Raw genomic sequence first — 18,228 nt, 5'->3', positions numbered from 1 at the left:
CTTTTTGTATTGTTTGCAGGGGTACGTTGGAAGCTTAGTACATACATCACATGTCAGAAAGACGAATAAAAACGCAAAAAAGTAAAAGGCGGGTACCGATAGAATTAACCAATTAAACTGCATTTCCATCACCAATTATTACTGATATGTAAAAATCATTTTCAAAATAGAGGTATTATCATTTTTATTGAAATAGATAAAATACACACCAACAAAACAACGCAGCGTAGTGAGCCAACCTTTACTACGCTTATAGCCAAGTCACTTCGGGATGCTTGGGTATACATATAAGAGTAAGAGGAAATCCAATGACACTTGAAATCAAACCAGGCCAAACTCACATCAAATCAAAAGCGATGGTGGCGTGGGCGGCTGGCGAACCATTAAAAAGAGAAGAGGTCGATGTGCAACTGCCTAAAGCGGGTGAAGTGCTAGTACGCATCGTCGCAACGGGCGTTTGTCATACTGACGCTTTCACCTTATCCGGTGATGATCCAGAGGGCATTTTCCCTTCTATTCTTGGTCACGAAGGTGGCGGTATTGTAGAAATGGTTGGTGAAGGTGTTACTAGCGTTGAAGTTGGCGACCACGTCATCCCTCTTTACACTGCAGAATGTGGCGAATGTAAGTTCTGTAAATCGGGCAAAACCAACCTGTGTCAGGCCGTGCGTGAAACGCAAGGTAAAGGCTTAATGCCAGATGGAACCAGCCGTTTCTCTATTAACGGTGAAACCATTTACCATTACATGGGTTGTTCAACGTTCTCTGAGTACACGGTTCTGCCAGAAATCTCACTAGCAAAAGTAAGCAAAGAAGCCCCTCTTGAAGAAGTGTGTCTGCTTGGCTGTGGCGTCACAACCGGCATGGGCGCGGTACTCAATACTGCAAAAGTTCAAAAAGGCGATACTGTTGCTATCTTTGGCTTAGGTGGCATTGGTCTGTCTGCGATTATCGGTGCCCGCATGGCTGGTGCGAGCCGCATTATCGGTATCGACATCAACGAAAGTAAATTCGACCTAGCAACGCAGCTTGGTGCGACAGATGTGATCAACCCACAGAAATTCGATAAACCAATCCAAGAAGTGATCGTGGAAATGACAGACGGTGGGGTTGATTACTCGTTCGAATGTATCGGTAACGTCAACGTGATGCGTCAAGCACTTGAGTGCTGTCACAAAGGTTGGGGTGAGTCGGTCATTATTGGCGTTGCAGGTGCGGGTCAAGAGATCGCCACTCGCCCATTCCAACTCGTAACGGGTCGTGTATGGCGCGGTAGCGCATTTGGTGGTGTAAAAGGCCGCTCAGAACTGCCAGAAATTGTAGAACGCTACATGGCCGGTGAGTTTGGACTGCAAGAGTTCATCACTCATACCATGGGATTAGAAGACATTAACCAAGCGTTTGATCTCATGCACGAAGGTAAGAGTATTCGTACTGTTATCCACATGGATAAATAACCTAGTGATTGCCGTAGGCTCCCCTTATGGGGAGCCTGATTTTTTGTTTTGCTGTTAGGGAGTTTATCTATGAGCATTGAAAACGTAAGCCAAGCCAAGGTTTGTGGCGGTTGGCACAAACAATACACTCACGAATCTAAAGCACTGAATTGCACGATGCGTTTTGCGATTTTTCTACCGCCAAATGCCACTAAATCTAACCCGGTTCCCGCCTTATATTGGCTGTCTGGTTTGACCTGCAGCGACGAAAACTTTATGCAGAAAGCAGGCGCCTTTCGGATGGCGGCAGAACTTGGCATTGCGATTATCGCACCCGATACGAGCCCACGTGGCGAATCAGTAGCAGATGACGAGGGTTTCGATTTAGGCCAAGGGGCGGGGTTTTATCTCAATGCCACACAAGCGCCTTGGTCACTGCATTACCACATGTACGACTACGTTACTAAAGAGCTGCCTGCAATCATTGAAAGCAATTTCCCGGTCTCTGACGTGAAGTCTATTTCGGGCCACAGCATGGGTGGACATGGGGCATTGACGATCGGTTTGAAAAATGCGCACCAGTACCGTTCTATTTCGGCATTTAGCCCAATTAGCAACCCAATGCAGTGTCCATGGGGACAAAAAGCATTCACCGCCTATTTGGGTACAAATATCGAAAGTTGGAAACCATACGATGCTAGCGAGCTGTTAAAACAAAGCCGCTCACCATTACCTATTCTCGTTGACCAAGGTGATGCAGACGGTTTCTTAAACGAGCAGCTTAGACCTGAAACTCTGATTGCCGCCGCAAACGCGCATCATTCAGAGCTGAACTTAAGAATGCAAGCAGGTTACGACCATAGCTATTATTTCATCTCAAGTTTTATTGATGACCACCTAAACTTCCATGCGAAGTATCTATTTGCATAATCCCTATAAGCTGATGGGCTAAAAATAAACACTTAAGATTACAAAAATAAATCGCGAAATATTAGCATGTAGCGTCGTATTTATTGAGCGCTACCCTTAACAACACAGCCCTCCAAAAGGCAGGGCTGTGTTGTCGGTTTATTTGGTGGTGTTGCAACGATTATTCATTCACTAACGCAACCGCTTCACGAGTCAATCTTGCTAGCTCTTCCCAATCGCCGGCTTCAATCAACTTCTTATCCATCATCCAAGTGCCACCACATGCTACTACACGTGGGATCGCTAAGTAGTCTTTGATATTGCCTGAATGGATGCCTCCCGTCGGCATCAGTTCAATGTCGGTGTAAGGCGCGAGAAGTGATTTCACCATGTTGATACCACCTGACGCCTCTGCCGGGAAGAACTTCAACGTCGTTAAGCCCATCTCTAGCGCCGCTTCGACTGTGCTTGGGTTGTTCACACCTGGGACGATATCAATACCAATCTCCTGACATGCTTTTACCGTATTAGGGTTAAAACCTGGCGACACGATAAACGTTGCGCCTGCTTCCTTTGCTGCGATAGCTTGTTCACGGTTTAGCACCGTACCCGCACCAATCAACATATTCGGTTGAGATTCACGCAATAGACGAATCGCTTCTGCTGCCGCCTCTGAGCGGAAAGTGATCTCGGCGGCTGGCAGTCCGTTTTCTGCCAATACTTTACCTAGAGGAATGATGTCTTCGGCTTTGTCGATTGCGATAACAGGGATGACTTTTAGAGCTTTGAGTTGTTCTTTAATACTAGACATGAGTGTTCCTTATTCGACGCCCAGCGCCGGTTGTGTGAATGCTTTGGGAATAATGGCTCCGCGATGTTGGATCACCGCGCCAGCCAGTGCGTTACCTCGCTGGCATGCGGTCGCTAAATCTGCGCCCGCAAGATATGCCGATAAAAAGCCACCGTTGAACGAGTCGCCCGCCGAAGTGGTATCTACCACCTCTGTCACAGGTTGGGTTGGCACTGGTTGTGGGACCAAATCCGTAGCAGAGTCTTGAATTAGGCAGCCATCGGCCCCTAATTTTACAACGCAGTTCTTGACGCCCAGCGATGTAAGGCGTTCTATCGTTTGCTCTGGCGTGTTATCGCCCCAAATCCGTTGCTCATCATCAAACGTAACCAAGGCAATATCGGTCAGTTGGTACATGGCTTGATAAATCTGTTTAACCGTATGATTGTCATCTTGTGGCCACAACGCAGGTCGGAAGTTGCTATCAAAAGCGATCTCAACGCCTTGTGCTTTCAGTTCGACTAACAGGTTGAGCAATGCAATACGGTCTTCTTTTGGTAAGATTGCTAACGTAATACCGCTTAAAAACACCGCATCAACTTCATTTAACGCCTGCTTAATCAGGCCAAAGCTTAAGTGTTGAAGTAGATAACGCGCAGCGGATTGATTACGCCAATATAAGAACGTTCGTTCACCTTGGTCATCGAGTTGAATAAGATACAGGCCGGGAGTGCGAGTCTCATCTCGCAGTACCAAATCAGTCGAAACGCGCTCTTCTTCCCAGCGAGTCAGCATACCAGTACTGATCGGGTCGGTGCCAAGTGCGGTAACATAAGAGACTTTAATGTCTTCAGGAGCGGGGTTTGCTTCACAGCCACGACTTAAATAAATCGCAGCATTGAGCGTGTCACCACCAAATGTTTGATGCATTGAGCCAAACGGTTTGCCATTCAGTTCAATCATACATTCACCTATAATGGCGATGTGCTTCATCGGTTACTCCCTCTCTTCAAAGTAACGTCTTGCATTACCAAAACAGATGTTTTCGACCATAGCGCCAAGCAGCGACATGTCTTTTGGCACTTCGCCGTTTTCTGCCCAACGCCCCACTACGTCACACAAAATACGACGGAAGTATTCGTGACGCGTGTAAGATAAGAAGCTGCGTGAGTCGGTCAGCATACCGACAAACTGGCTAAGCAGACCAAGTTGAGACAGCTGCTCCATCTGGCGCTGCATGCCGTCTTTTTGATCGTTGAACCACCAGCCCGAGCCGAACTGTACTTTGCCTGCAATGCCGCCACCTTGAAAATTACCGATCATGGTCGCCATCACTTCATTATCACGAGGATTCAAGCAGTAGAGAATCGTGCGTGGTAGCTCATTGGTTTGATCCATTTCATCCAATAAATTCGCCAATTCAAACGCAAATGGGCGGTCACCAATGGAGTCAAAACCCGCATCGGCCCCTAACAGTTTGAACATACGAGTACTGTTATTGCGCTGCGCACCGATGTGCAGTTGCATGACCCACCCTAATTGCGCGTAGCGCTTGCCAAGCCAGACTTGAACTGCGGTGGAGAACTGGGCACATTCAAGTTCAGAGAGCACTTCACCATCAAGACGGCGAGTCAGCAGTGCATCTAGAGCAGCCTCCGTTGGGATCGGTGCATAACGGACGATCTCAATGCCATGGTCTGCCGCACGACAGCCGTGTGCATCGAAATGTATCAAGCGTTGATCAAGCGCACTTAATAAATCGCTGAAACGACGAATCTCGATATCCGCTACTTCCCCGAGTATTTGCATGTAATCAGTAAACACCTCCAGCTCGATCTTGAAGGCTTTGTCTGGACGCCAACTCGGTAGCACTTGAATGTTGAAGGTATCGTCGTCCGCGATCGCTTTGTGATGTTCTAGTGGGTCAATGGGGTCGTCAGTTGTCCCCGCCATCACAACATTCATTTGCTGCATGATGCCACGAGCGGTGAACTCTGGCGTTGCCAATAGCTCATTACATTGATGCCAAATTTGATTGGCGGTGGCTGGACTAAACAGCGTATTACTGATGCCAAATGGACGTCGCAGCTCTAGGTGTGTCCAGTGGTACAGTGGATTACCTAGTGTTTGCGGAACCGTCTTAGCCCACGCCATGTACTTATCGTAATCGCTTGCATCACCCGTGATCAAACGTTCTTCGATGCCAGCAGAGCGCATACCGCGCCATTTGTAGTGGTCACCTTCAAGCCAGATCTGCCCCAAGTTGTCGAACTGACGATTTTGTGCCACTTCTGCTGGATTAAGGTGGCAATGATAATCGTAAATTGGCTGGTGGACAGCATGCTCATGATACAAGCGGCGCGCGGTTTCATTGGAGAGCAAAAAGTCTTCACATAAAAAATTCTTCATCGTTAATTCCTCTTACAGCTCAGCCACGGTCGCACGAGCACCGTGATCAATTAATGATTGGTAAGCACGGCTCACCGCCTTGATCACTTGTGGGTTTTGGCCCAGTTCGGCAGGGAAAATCGCCTCGACAGAGAGCAGCGCAGGTACGACTGAAACGTTCAAACCGTGTTGGTCACAAATTTTGCGTAAAGTCTCTGCCATGGGGTCGCATACCTCAATTTCATGACCTTGCTCATCCACGCCAGCAACGTACCGCATCCAACCAGCGATCGCCGTCGCAAGCCATGAGAAATCAGACCCTTGTGCAAGATGGAATTGCAAACTGCCCCCCATGCGTTGTGGGATCTTCTGGCTACCGTCCATCGCAATTTGCCATGTTCTGTGCTTCAAACTTGGGTTAGTGAAACGCTCGATCAACAACTTAGCGTACCCTTCTAAATCGGTGCCTTCTGGCATCGTCAGTGATGGCGCTTGCGCTTTGATCATCATATCAAACGCGGCTTTACGGTAGCCTTCGTCCGTCATGGTATCGGAGATGCACGCGTAGCCCCCCAAATAGCCTAAGTAAGCCAAGAATGAGTGACTGCCATTAAGCATGCGCAGCTTCATCTCTTCGTAAGGCACTACGTCTACCACAAACTCAGCGTCAGCAACGTTCCAATCTGGACGACCAGCAACAAAGTTGTCTTCAATCACCCATTGACGGAAAGGCTCACACGCAATGCCGCAAGGATCTTCGCAGCCAAGTAATTCAGCGATTTCTGTCAATGTCTCTTCGGTTGCCGCCGGTACAATGCGGTCAACCATGGTACACGGGAAAGTAACATGGGTTTCAATCCAATCGCACAACTCAGGATCACGCAATTGAGCGAATTCTAGAATTGCTGTTTTTGCGACGTGACCGTTCTCTTGCACGTTATCGCAAGACATCACCGTGAACGGTGTAAGACCGCGATCACGACGCATCTTCAGAGCTTGAACAATGTACCCGAGGGCGGATTTCGGCTCTGTTGGTTGCGCAAGATCTGCAATGACAAGTGGATTGTTTCTATCTAGTGTGCCGGTTGCTGGGTCAGCGCAGTAGCCTTTCTCTGTTATCGTCATCGACACTATTGCGACTTGCGGTTCTGCCATTTTTTCCAGCACGGTTTGGATACCATCGAGATGAGGGTGTAGCGACTCAGTCACTGACCCAATCACTTTCACCTCCGTCGACTCTGCGCCTTTTTCTGCCACTGTGTAAAGGTGATCCTGCGTGCGCAGTGACTTAATCAGTTCTTCACCACCAAACAAGTTGATTTCACAAATGCCCCAATCAGAACCTGTCTTGCTCAGCGTTTCATTGGTCAACAGCGCTTGATGAGCGCGGTGAAAAGCACCAAAACCAAGGTGAACAATACGGCTTTTAAGCGCCGAACGGTCGTAGCTCGGCATTAACACGTTTTCATTCAGGATGGAGTTCGAAATAGTCTTCATTGTTGTATCCCTTTTCCGCAGGCGAACCCGCGGAATTGTTTATCTTAATAATTAATAGCCAAGGACTAGGTTCGGTAGGAAAAGGCTCAGCTCAGGAATAAAGGTCACTGCCATCAACGCTAAAATCAGAGCAACATAGAATGGCAATAGTGGCTTAATGACTTTATCAATCGCGATGTTAGCCACAGAACAACCGATGAATAATGCACTACCCACTGGCGGGGTGCAGATACCGATAGCTAAATTGAAGGTCATCATGATGCCGAAGTGCACAGGATCGATGCCCATATCTAATGCAATAGGCAAGAAGATAGGTGTAAAGATCAGCACCGCTGGCGTCATATCCATGAAGATACCCACAATCAGCAGGATGATATTAATGATAAGTAGAATGATCATTGGGTTGTCTGAAATGGCGAGAAGCGCGTCCGCAATCATGTAAGGAATATCCGCATTAGCCATAGCCCAAGACATCCCCATGGAAGCGCCCACAAGCAGTAATACGATAGACGTCGTTACTGCAGACTCTAGGATTATCTTTGGAAGATCACGCCATTTTACTTCTCGGTAAACCAGAACCGCCAACACGAAAGTATAGACAACCGCAATCGCAGAGGCTTCGGTAGCCGTGAAGATACCGCCAATGATGCCGCCCATGATCACAACAATGAGGGCTAATGAAGGCGCGGCTTTTAAAAACGTATCCCAAACCATTGTCAAAGAAGGACGAGCCGCAATTGAATAACCACGGCGCTTAGCAATAACACCCGCCACGGTCATGATGCTCAGCCCCATCAAGATGCCAGGAATGTAACCAGCTAAAAATAGCGCGGCAATAGAAGTACCACCGGATACGAGTGAGAACACGATCAGCGTATTGCTTGGCGGTATCAACAAGCCTGCTGGACATGAAGTGATGTTGACTGCCGCAGAGAAATTTTCATCGTAACCATCTTTCTTTTGCAATGGCGACATCGTCCCACCCACAGCAGCGGCTGACGCTACCGCTGAGCCTGAAATTGAACCAAACATCATGTTCGCCATCACGTTAACGTGCGCTAGTGAGCCAGGAAGACGCCCCCCAACACTTTCGCCAAATTAATCAGGCGCAAGGCAATACCGCCTTGGTTCATGATGTTGCCCGCCAAAATAAAGAACGGGATTGCCAATAAAGCAAAGTTATCGAGGCCAGCCGCCATACGCTGCGCCACTACCGCGATTGCAGGCTCTAACGGTAAGCTCATCAAAATGGTTGCTAGCGACGACAAGCCGATAGCGAAAGAAACCGGCACACCAATCGCGAGCAAAACCGCGAAGCTACCGAACAAGGTAAGAATTAATTGCCATTCCATTGTGGAAACCTCTATTAATCAAGTTGGGTGTTGGTGAGTAGGGCTTCACCAGACGTCAATTGTTTGATGCGATCGAAAGCAAATACCACCGAGTAAAAGATCATCAGGGCGCCACTAAGTGGAAGACACAAGTAGATGTAGCCCATTTCTAAGCTAAGTGCAGGTGTTAACTGGCCGGTCGCTAGCGTTTTTAAGGCCAGTTGAGTGCCGCCATGGACCAAAACCACATAAGAGAACAGCGCAATGGCGACTTGGATGATAATTTCATTGATGAGTTTACGTTTACCTTGCAGCTTCATCGTGAGTAAGTCGATGGCAAGATGACGTTTTAGACCTGTGGTGTAAGCCGCACCGATAAGGGCAACCCACATAAAGAGATAACGAGCGAGTTCATCTGTTACGGTACTTGGTTTGCCAATCACATAACGTGATATCACTTGCCAAACTACGCAAAAGACGAGGAAGGTCGAGAGAGAGATGGTAAAAGCGGCCAGTCCCCGATTGATCCATTTAACCAATTTATTCATTTTATTTTCCTTTCAATCAATATGTGCGCATCTCATAACAATTGGTTTACCAATATAGAAAGTGTTCCTGTGTAGGGCAGTAACATACGCTATTTTACTGAGGGGATTATAAGTTAGCCGATTTGGTTGTCATGTGAGCTGGCTCACAACCACATTGGTCAACCAAACCAAGGATTATTATTGTGATTAAGGTCAACCAATTTGTTTTTTTGCTTTGACGCTCGGTTTTCCTATCGCTAATAATGAGCTTGAAACAAGCAATACCGTGAAAAAAATTAAAATCACCCTACATATTGGACAACCAATCCAAGGAGAATAGAACAATGATGACGCGTAAAACTCTTTTAAGCGCTATAGTCGGTGCTGCAATGACCCTCGGCGCCACGGCTTCTGCTTATGCTGCAACGACGATAAAGCTGAGTCACAATCACCCTCGTGACCATGCAGTACATAAAGCAATGAACTTTATGGCGAAAGAAGTTCGTGAAATGACCGATGGTGAAGTACGTATCCGTATTTACCCTGATGCCCAGCTAGGCACACAGCGTGAATCCATGGAACTGATGCAAAACGGTGCACTGGACATGGTGAAGAGTAACGCGGCAGAATTGGAAGCTTTTTCTCCAGCTTATGCAGCATTCAACCTGCCTTACTTATTCCGTGATAAAAACCATTACTACTCCGTGACAGATGGTGAAGTAGGTCGTGAAATCCTAAACTCTTCGGCAGACAGCGGCTTTATAGGCGTGACTTACTACGATGCCGGCGCGCGTAGCTTCTACACCAACAAACCAATCAACACACCTGAAGATCTAAAAGGCCTGAAAGTACGTGTACAGCCAAGCCCCTCAGCGATCGCAATGGTAAGAGCACTTGGCGGCAACCCGACCCCGCTTGCTTACGGAGAGCTATACACCGCATTGCAACAAGGTGTCGTAGATGCAGCAGAAAACAACATCCCATCATTTAGCTTGAGCCGTCACAGTGAGGTATCGAAATACTTCAGTCTAGACGAGCACACTATGGTGCCGGATGTATTGGTTATCTCAACGAAAACTTATGACAAGCTTACGCCAGAGCAACAAAAAACACTGATGAAAGCCGCGACAGACTCTTCCGAATACATGAAGCAACTATGGGCGGAGTCTGAAGCGAAAGAGCGTGCAAAAGCAGAAAAAATGGGCGTGACTTTTGTTGAACCAAATAAAGCGGCGTTCGTAGAAGCCGTTCAGCCTATGTATGCGGATTTAGTAAAGACAAACCCTGAATTAAATGAACTGGTTGAGAAGATCAAAGCCGTTCAATAATTTATAAAAAAATCAGTAACAAATAATCGAAAACAAGGTGTTACCACATTCTGGTACATAGAGGTTGACCAATTTTTATTGGTCGTTATGATGGCGTGAGAAGTTAAATGGAATACAGTGATAATATCATCATGATGCCTTTTGAACCGAAAAGACCGTATCAAGAGATCGGTTTAGTTTTAAGACAAGAGTTAATCAACGGCCACTACAAGGTCGGAGACAGACTGCCACCTGAGCGCGATATCGCAGAACGCCTTGACGTTAGTCGTACCGTTGTGCGTGAAGCGATCATCATGCTTGAACTGGAAAACCTTGTCGAAGTAAAGAAAGGTTCTGGGGTATACGTTATCAATGTCCCATCTCAACCGAACTCCCACGAAAGCGTGCTCAGTGATGATGCAGGCCCGTTCGAAATGCTTCAAGCTCGTCAGTTACTTGAAAGCAACATTGCCGAGTTTGCAGCAATGCAAGTCACGCCTAGTGACATCGTGACAATGCGTGCAGCCCTAGAGTTAGAACGAGAGGAACTGGCGAGCGGTACGACAGATTGTAACGGTGATGAGAAGTTTCACATGTGCATTGCAGAGGCAACCCAAAACTCTGTTCTGGTGGACATGTTGAAGCACTCTTGGGAGCGACGCGAGAACAGTCCGATGTGGCAGAAACTTCATTCTCGTATTGTAGGTCAAGACTACCGCGAAGAGTGGTTGGACGATCACGCCAAAATCCTCGCCGCCTTGCAGCGCAAAGACCCTATTGCTGCAAAGAACGCCATGTGGCAACACCTTGAAAACGTCAAGCAGCGCCTATTGGAGCTGTCTGACATCGATGACCCCAATTTTGATGGTTATCTGTTTAGCTCCAACCCTGTTGTTCTACAGGGAGCTAAAAACCGTTAACCACATTGCCGGCTTTGGCCGGATATAGTCAGCGCAGCTGCATTACCGTAGCTGCATTATAAGAAGTCGTTGCACTTAGCTTGATCAATTCGAGCGGGTTGAGTGCGTCTTAAAAAAGGTGAGAGTCATGGAACAAACTTGGCGTTGGTACGGCCCGAACGACCCAGTGTCGCTAGACGATATTCGTCAAGCTGGCGCAACAGGCATCGTGAATGCCCTACACCACATTCCAAATGGTGAAGTGTGGTCAAAAGAAGAGATTTTAAAGCGTAAAGCCATCATCGAAGCGAAAGGCTTAACGTGGTCAGTGGTTGAAAGTGTACCTGTTCACGAAGAAATCAAAACTCAAACGGGTGACTTCCAACAATGGATCGACAACTACAAACAGACACTACGCAACCTTGCAGAATCCGGCATTGATACGGTCTGCTACAACTTTATGCCAGTATTAGATTGGACGCGTACGGATCTAGAATATGAAATGCCAGATGGCTCAAAAGCATTGCGGTTTGACCAAATCGCATTCGCAGCATTTGAACTGCATATTTTAAAGCGTCCAGGGGCACAAGCGGATTATACCGAAGCTGAGCAAACGCAAGCGCAAGAATACTTCAACAACATGACCGCTGCGCAAATCCAACAGCTAACCAGCAACATTATTGCAGGCTTACCGGGGGCCGAAGAAGGTTATACGCTTGAAGAGTTCCAAGCTCAGCTTGATCGCTACGCAAGCACCAGCAAAGATCAACTGCGCGAGCACATGGCTTACTTCCTCTCAGAATTGATGCCAATATGTGAAGCGCACGGCTTGAAACTTGCGGTACATCCAGATGATCCACCACGCCCAATTCTTGGTTTACCACGTGTGGTGTCTACTATCGAAGATATTGATTGGTTAACCGAAAAAGTACCAAGCAAAATGAACGGATTAACCATGTGTACAGGCTCTTACGGCGTGCGCGGTGATAACGATCTGGTAAAGATGATCAAAAAGCATGGCGATCGTATTTATTTCACGCACTTGCGTTCCACCCAGCGTGAAGAAAGCAACCCACTGACGTTCCACGAGGCGGCTCACCTTGATGGCGACGTCGATATGTACAATGTGGTGATGGCGATTCTAGACGAAGAGCGACGTCGTGCAGAGGTTGGCGACCATCGTTTGATCCCGATGCGCCCAGATCATGGCCACCAAATGCTCGATGACCTGAACAAGCAGACCAATCCTGGCTATTCGGCCATTGGGCGCTTGAAAGGGTTGGCAGAAGTTCGCGGTCTAGAGATGGCACTTAAACGCGCTTTCTACACCAAGTAACAATTTACAATGTAAAAGTCATTTAAAAAGCGCAGAGTTTCGGCTCTGCGCTTTTTTGTTTTCTGACGATTTACACAGGCGACGCTTGGTTTAAGCGCCTAAAATAGGATGGTTCACCTAGCAGATTGTGGTAAAGTCCGCGCCTGCGCTCTACCGCATCTTCATTGTTTTTATTGCCTCTTCAACCAAAAGCACAAGGTTAAGTTAATGCCATTTTCTACTCTCTCATTGAGTTCTGAGCTGATTCACGCACTGCCAAAAGACTTCAAGAAGCCGACCGATATTCAAGCGTTAGCGATTCCTGAACTGTTAGCGGGCAAAGACGTGTTGGCATTGGCGAATACGGGCAGCGGCAAAACGCTTGCTTATGCTTTGCCTTTGTTAGAAAAACTCAACGTAAATTCTCAGCAAAAAGCGCTGATTCTAGTGCCAACGCGTGAGCTGGCAATGCAAGTGAGTGAAGCGATCAACCAAGTCGGTCAAGCTATTGGTCTTAAAGCAGTGTGTTTGTGTGGTGGCGTTGATAAAGAGCAACAACAACAGGCGCTGGCGAACGAGCCTCATGTCCTTGTCGCGACGACAGGTCGTTTGGTTGACCTAGCAGACAACGGCTTGGATTTGAGCAATATTCATTACCTAGTGTTGGATGAAGCTGACCGTTTGCTTGATATGGGCTTTTGGCCAGATGTACAAAACATCGCGATGCAAACCTCAAATCAGCGCCAAACCGCGATGTTCTCAGCGACGTTCTCTGAAGAGTTGAAGGAAAAAGCCAAGCAGTTGATGTACGCACCAAAACAGGTGACTGCGCATCAAGAAAACAGCACCAACCAAGACATCACTGAAACGCTGTATTTGGTCAATAAAGGCAGTAAGACCAAGGCGTTGGTTGAACTTATCAAGCAAAATGTTTGGACGCAGGTATTGGTCTTTATCGGGGCGAAAGAGAACGCCGATGGTTTGGCGAAAAAGCTAAACAAAGCAGGTATTTCGACCAATGCGCTGCATGGTAACAAGAGCCAAGATGAGCGAGAAGAAGTACTGGCGCAGTTTAAATCTGGGCAGACAACGGTACTTATCGCCACCGATCTATTAGCGCGCGGCGTTCACATTGAACAACTGCCTGTGGTGATCAATTTTGAATTGCCAATGCATGCAGAAACTTACGTTCACCGAGTAGGGCGTACAGCTCGCGCAGGAGAGCAAGGTGTGGCCATTTCGCTGGTATGCCATGGTGAAATGGACGCACTGAGCGCGATTCGTAACCTCACTCAACGTGCACTGCCAGTGCAAGATCTGGAAGGTTTTCCTGTGACAGACAAACCTTCGACAGGCGAAAGCAACCGCGCGCCTCGCGATAAAAAAGCCAACCGCCGGACTAATGCGAAGAAGAGCATTAAGCAGTTCCAAGGTAAGCCGAAACGTTCAGCGCCGAGCACGAAGTAAACAAAAAAGCCACGCTCTTAACGCCATAACCAGCTCAGAGTGTTTCACTGTTGGGCATTAACCCGCAGTTGGGCCAACCAAGCGCATTTACCAGTCTTCTACTTGACTGGTTTCTAGGCGGCGTTCGATGAGCGGCCCCAAGACTCGACTAACGGCAGTTCACAGACAGTTTAGTGAGTTCTTCTCTATCTAAACAGCCAGTGAAAACCGCGCCCAAAATACGAACCAGTGGCCATTTTGGATAATGGTCTTTCACACAGAATAATTTCGTCACCTGCACCGATATCGCCTTCTTCCAACACTCGGAAATACCAGCCTGTTCGAAGCGTATCTTGCAGTCTTCTCGCCATGTCGTGTTGGTCAAATCGTACGTTAAGCTTCCAACAAGGCATGTCGGTTTGGTACTTTTCTTTAAGTCTCGCGAATTCTTATTTTAGCGCCTCATTTTTAATTTTTTGATCCGAACATGTTTTTTATAAATGCAGCAAGGTTTTAAAAAATCATTTTAAATCAGATAGATAAGCAATGCACCATGACTTAATATACTTGTTCATTTTTATCATACTTTTTGTGTGGGCTCTCATAAAAAGAGCGAAAGTCGCCCCTATCATGGTGAGCGAGGTCAACACTGAACGACGGATAAGAGAATTTAAGCGCAGAACAATGAGATAGAAGAGTGTATGAAGAAGATAGGGGAAGAGAGCTCTTCCCCTTAGTGTTCAGAGTGTTGAGGTTTACTTTATGTGGAAAATTTGCTCGGTTTCAAGAGAGGTCATAGAGCGAATTTGACGCCAAACATAATAAAAAATACCGAACATCATCAGCATACTTGGAATCGCAATCATTGGGTAACTGTATAGCGTCATCTTACCCAACTCTTCATTAAATGCTGGCGTCCCTGCAGGACTGGTGACGATCCACGTTGCTAAGAAATAATTCATCGCAGAGGAAAACGCAAAGGTACTCGCGAAAAGGTAGTTTGATGACATTAGGCAACGCTCAAACGCTTCTGATTGGTTGTTTTCTTTTAAACGCTCCTTGATCAAAGAAAGATTTAACACGGTGTCATTCAGCAGCATTTTTTGCATTAACGGGTAGCGTGTAAGGGTTGAGCCCAACACCGCTAAACCGATAAGACCGGGAATCAATGCTTCTTTCAATGCCAGCCAGCGTGTATCGAGCTCAAGTAAGCCAATGCCACCCGTCAGTAACACACTGACAAAACCGAGGGCAGCAATAAAGTTGAATTTCTTGTTACGGATGAGGTCCATACCACCGTAAACAATAGGAAATAACAAAGCCACAACCAGTGCCATTGCTGTCCCTAAGTGCTCATCACCACTGAATTTCATCAAGATGAATGAAGGAATGAATACGTTAAAGAGGATCTCGAATAAAGGATTCGGCTTTTTCGCCGTCGTGTTGCTCATCATGTTTTACTGACTCTACTGTGTGTCGACTACCATTGTACTCTGAGCAGGAGTGTTCATCTAGTCGCGCCAGATGTAAAGCGTTAAAGCGCCGAGTTATGTAACGACTTATGAAGTTTAAATTATATTACCGCTTTACAGCTTGGTAGAAACACGTCTCTCAGCATACAGCGCACCGAGCCACCGCCAATGAATTCTATGGTAGAAGTATCGTACGCCGATGGTGATATCGCCATCACGTTGCCATCATTCACGGTTTCCAGTTGAAGAATATTGCCGCAGAGTTGGGGCACTGAGTCGAGTAATAACATCAATACATTCCTTCTCACTAGATGTGAGTGTCATGTAAATTTATTGTTATCTTAAGTTTTGCTATTTTCACTGCCATTATTTGATTGAGTCCGATTTTTTCGTGTTACCTTGCGGGTTTAAGGTGTGGTGTATTGCCATGAAAATTAGAAAAAATTCGCATACTTATCAGGCCAATAGACAATAGCGTCCATAACCAACTAGTTACATTTACCCCTCAATCGGTTAGACTCGTTTTTTCGCCTCCTCTCATAAACTTGTTTGCTTTTCATCTAGCAGACAATAACACTCTTACACGCTCAGCTTTGTCTAAGCAGCGTTAATCGATGGATTCAGCCACCCCAAATGGCCTTTTAAACTTTAGGATAAGTGATGTTTAAACGATTTGAAGGCTTTACAGAGCCGTTCCCCAAATCTACGCCTGACCAGCCCCCTTCAGGGATGCTTGCTTTTCTGCGTTACTATACCCGTGGCTATGAAAAACCTCTGATCATCATGTCCTTGATGGCAACGATTGTCGCGGTGGTAGAAGTGATGTTGTTTGGTGCAATGGGACAACTGGTTGACTGGCTTTCCACCAGTAACCCTGAGACTTTTTTGCAAGACAATAAAGCGGACCTGATTTTTTATGGCACTTTACTGCTCGTAGTAATGCCAATCTTGGTCATCGTATATTCTTTGCTCGTTCACCAAACACTATTGGGTAACTATCCGATGTCGATCCGCTGGCTTGCGCATCGCTATTTACTCAATCAAAGCCTGAACTTCTATCAAGATGACTTTGCAGGCCGTGTCGCGACTAAGGTCATGCAGACGTCGCTTGCAGTCCGTGAAACCGTGATGAAAACCATGGACGTCTTTGTGTACGTCACGGTTTACTTCACCAGCATGATCATTATGTTAGCAACTGCAGACTGGCGCTTAATGATTCCGATGATCGTCTGGTTACTCGCCTATGTCGCCATTCAGATTCATTTCGTTCCTAAACTCAAAGCTATCGCCACCGACCAAGCCGATGCTCGTTCCACCATGACAGGGCGCATCGTGGATAGCTATACCAATATTCAAACGGTCAAACTCTTTTCTCATAGCCAGCGTGAAACCCAATATGCTGAACAAGGAATGAGAGGATTCTTGAATACGGTATATCGTCAAATGCGCTTGGTAACGGGTTTTGATATTGCCGTCGAGATCTCTAATTACGTTCTCGTATTTGCCGTTGCAGCGCTATCGATCTACCTGTGGCTTGATAGTGCGATCAGTGTCGGGGCGATTGCTATTGCGGTCAGCCTCGCACTACGTATCAATGGCATGTCGATGTGGATAATGTGGGAGGTTGGCGCCCTCTTTGAAAATATGGGCACCGTTGTCGATGGAATGAAGACACTCTCTAAACCAATTGATATTAAAGACAAACCGAACGCAAAAGAGTTAGTCGTCACCGAGGGTGGCATTCATTTTGACGACGTGAGTTTTCATTATGGTGAAAATAAAGAGGTAATCAGTCACCTTAACCTCAATATTAAACCAGGAGAAAAAGTGGGCCTCGTTGGCCGTTCCGGCGCGGGGAAATCGACGCTAGTAAACTTGTTGCTGCGTTTCCACGATGTCGAAGATGGCAGCATAAAAATCGATGGACAAGATATCTCCGAAGTGACGCAAGACTCTCTGCGTGCAAAGATCGGCATGGTTACCCAAGATACCTCGCTATTGCATCGCTCGATTCGCGATAACATATTGTATAGTAACCCAGACGCAACAGAAGAAGATTTACTCAAAGCCACTAAGCAAGCACACGCTCATGAGTTTATCGAAACCTTAACCGACCCATTTGGGAATGTCGGTTATGATGCTCAAGTAGGTGAGCGCGGCGTGAAGCTTTCTGGCGGTCAGCGTCAACGTATTGCCATTTCTCGGGTGCTATTAAAAGATGCACCATTGTTGGTGTTAGATGAAGCCACCTCAGCATTAGACTCGGAAGTCGAAGCCGCCATTCAAGAAAGCTTGAATGAACTGATGCAAGGTAAAACCGTTATTGCTATCGCGCATCGACTCTCGACCATCGCGCAGATGGATCGCCTGATAGTCCTAGATAAAGGCAACATTGTAGAGCAAGGAACGCATCGAGAGTTGATCGCAAATAATGGAATCTATGCTCAACTTTGGTCCCATCAAACGGGGGGATTCATTGCTGACGAGTTGGAAAATCAACAGGTTTCCTAAACGGCAGTAATCAATAACTACGGCGCTTTATGCGCCGTTTTTTGTGTATCCAAAATGACTCAGGTTGCAAACGCGACCACGAACTGAGTGTTACCTCATAAGATTATTTGACCTATAGCCACATGAATATGTTCAAATGGCGAGGATGGCTTCTCATATGTGGATCGTTCACTATGACAACGATCACACTTTGTCCTGATAGCGTATACCTATTGCATAGAATACATGCTGAATATCAAACTGGCTTCATTTGTCATTTCACTTTTTAAGAAGCAGCTATACTTAATGGGTTATTAGGTTAACAATAAGGTAATTAGCTTATGTGTAAATGTGGTTCAATGCAGATCATTCAAGTAAAAATAAGTTGGGCTGACAAACTCTTTGGCTATTCAGAGAGATG

The 18,228-nt window shown here is 46.6% G+C and carries 14 protein-coding genes and 2 pseudogenes; 7 read left to right on the top strand and 9 right to left on the bottom strand.

Going from position 1 to position 18,228, the window contains the following annotated elements; all coding sequences use genetic code 11:
* Positions 1 to 308: 308 nt before the first annotated feature.
* On the top strand, positions 309 to 1,457 hold the full coding sequence (locus tag AC3D28_RS17580) for an S-(hydroxymethyl)glutathione dehydrogenase/class III alcohol dehydrogenase (protein ID WP_098414447.1): 1,149 nt from the start codon (positions 309 to 311) through the stop codon (positions 1,455 to 1,457).
* A 69-nt stretch (positions 1,458 to 1,526) separates the two neighbouring features.
* Entirely contained in the window at positions 1,527 to 2,366 is an 840-nt protein-coding gene (gene fghA / locus AC3D28_RS17575; protein ID WP_488536156.1) for an S-formylglutathione hydrolase, read from the top strand.
* Between the two features lie 160 nt (positions 2,367 to 2,526).
* Here fghA and AC3D28_RS17570 read toward each other — a convergent pair whose 3' ends face one another.
* The 6 genes and pseudogenes from AC3D28_RS17570 to AC3D28_RS17545 all read right to left on the bottom strand — a co-directional run bounded on the left by AC3D28_RS17570 (position 2,527) and on the right by AC3D28_RS17545 (position 8,899).
* A complete protein-coding gene (locus AC3D28_RS17570; protein WP_488536155.1) occupies positions 2,527 to 3,156 on the bottom strand; it encodes a bifunctional 4-hydroxy-2-oxoglutarate aldolase/2-dehydro-3-deoxy-phosphogluconate aldolase in 630 nt (209 codons plus the stop codon).
* A gap of 9 nt (positions 3,157 to 3,165) precedes the next feature.
* The gene (locus tag AC3D28_RS17565; protein ID WP_488536154.1) at positions 3,166 to 4,128 is read right to left on the bottom strand and encodes a sugar kinase; all 963 of its coding nucleotides are present in this window, start codon (positions 4,126 to 4,128) and stop codon (positions 3,166 to 3,168) included.
* Positions 4,129 to 4,131: 3 nt separating this feature from the next.
* Positions 4,132 to 5,544, bottom strand: a complete 1,413-nt coding sequence (uxaC, locus tag AC3D28_RS17560; protein WP_488536153.1) for a glucuronate isomerase — start codon at positions 5,542 to 5,544, stop codon at positions 4,132 to 4,134.
* Between the two features lie 12 nt (positions 5,545 to 5,556).
* A complete protein-coding gene (locus AC3D28_RS17555; protein ID WP_098414442.1) occupies positions 5,557 to 7,020 on the bottom strand; it encodes a mannitol dehydrogenase family protein in 1,464 nt (487 codons plus the stop codon).
* 51 nt (positions 7,021 to 7,071) lie between these two features.
* A pseudogene (locus AC3D28_RS17550) lies at positions 7,072 to 8,372 on the bottom strand (TRAP transporter large permease).
* Between the two features lie 14 nt (positions 8,373 to 8,386).
* The gene (locus AC3D28_RS17545; RefSeq protein WP_488536152.1) at positions 8,387 to 8,899 is read right to left on the bottom strand and encodes a TRAP transporter small permease; all 513 of its coding nucleotides are present in this window, start codon (positions 8,897 to 8,899) and stop codon (positions 8,387 to 8,389) included.
* A gap of 323 nt (positions 8,900 to 9,222) precedes the next feature.
* On the opposite strand from AC3D28_RS17545, the gene AC3D28_RS17540 reads away from it, so the two are divergent.
* The 4 genes from AC3D28_RS17540 to AC3D28_RS17525 all read left to right on the top strand — a co-directional run bounded on the left by AC3D28_RS17540 (position 9,223) and on the right by AC3D28_RS17525 (position 13,866).
* Entirely contained in the window at positions 9,223 to 10,206 is a 984-nt protein-coding gene (locus AC3D28_RS17540) for a TRAP transporter substrate-binding protein (RefSeq protein ID WP_488536151.1), read from the top strand.
* A 107-nt stretch (positions 10,207 to 10,313) separates the two neighbouring features.
* Positions 10,314 to 11,105 (top strand): FCD domain-containing protein, encoded by a 792-nt coding sequence (locus AC3D28_RS17535; RefSeq protein WP_488536150.1) that lies wholly within the window; start codon positions 10,314 to 10,316, stop codon positions 11,103 to 11,105.
* A gap of 127 nt (positions 11,106 to 11,232) precedes the next feature.
* On the top strand, positions 11,233 to 12,420 hold the full coding sequence (gene uxuA / locus AC3D28_RS17530; RefSeq protein ID WP_098414437.1) for a mannonate dehydratase: 1,188 nt from the start codon (positions 11,233 to 11,235) through the stop codon (positions 12,418 to 12,420).
* A 207-nt stretch (positions 12,421 to 12,627) separates the two neighbouring features.
* Complete coding sequence (locus tag AC3D28_RS17525; protein ID WP_488536149.1) at positions 12,628 to 13,866, top strand: DEAD/DEAH box helicase; 1,239 nt, start codon at positions 12,628 to 12,630, stop codon at positions 13,864 to 13,866.
* Positions 13,867 to 13,953: 87 nt separating this feature from the next.
* Here the strand turns inward: AC3D28_RS17525 and AC3D28_RS17520 are convergent.
* The 3 genes and pseudogenes from AC3D28_RS17520 to AC3D28_RS17510 form a co-directional block, all read right to left on the bottom strand.
* Positions 13,954 to 14,267, bottom strand: a pseudogene (locus AC3D28_RS17520) (MOSC domain-containing protein); the annotation flags it as partial.
* Between the two features lie 333 nt (positions 14,268 to 14,600).
* The gene (locus AC3D28_RS17515; RefSeq protein WP_488536832.1) at positions 14,601 to 15,296 is read right to left on the bottom strand and encodes a VC0807 family protein; all 696 of its coding nucleotides are present in this window, start codon (positions 15,294 to 15,296) and stop codon (positions 14,601 to 14,603) included.
* A 122-nt stretch (positions 15,297 to 15,418) separates the two neighbouring features.
* Positions 15,419 to 15,607, bottom strand: coding sequence for a hypothetical protein (locus AC3D28_RS17510; protein WP_488536148.1), 189 nt, complete (start codon positions 15,605 to 15,607; stop codon positions 15,419 to 15,421).
* A 370-nt stretch (positions 15,608 to 15,977) separates the two neighbouring features.
* Between AC3D28_RS17510 and AC3D28_RS17505 the strand changes: the two genes are divergently transcribed.
* Positions 15,978 to 17,828 (top strand): ABC transporter ATP-binding protein, encoded by a 1,851-nt coding sequence (locus AC3D28_RS17505; protein ID WP_488536147.1) that lies wholly within the window; start codon positions 15,978 to 15,980, stop codon positions 17,826 to 17,828.
* Positions 17,829 to 18,228: the final 400 nt, after the last annotated feature.

Source organism: Vibrio sp. TAP-3B (genome assembly GCF_057784735.1).
The sequence above is the reverse complement of the archived record's forward strand: the minus strand, read 5'-3'. Positions and strand labels throughout refer to the sequence as shown.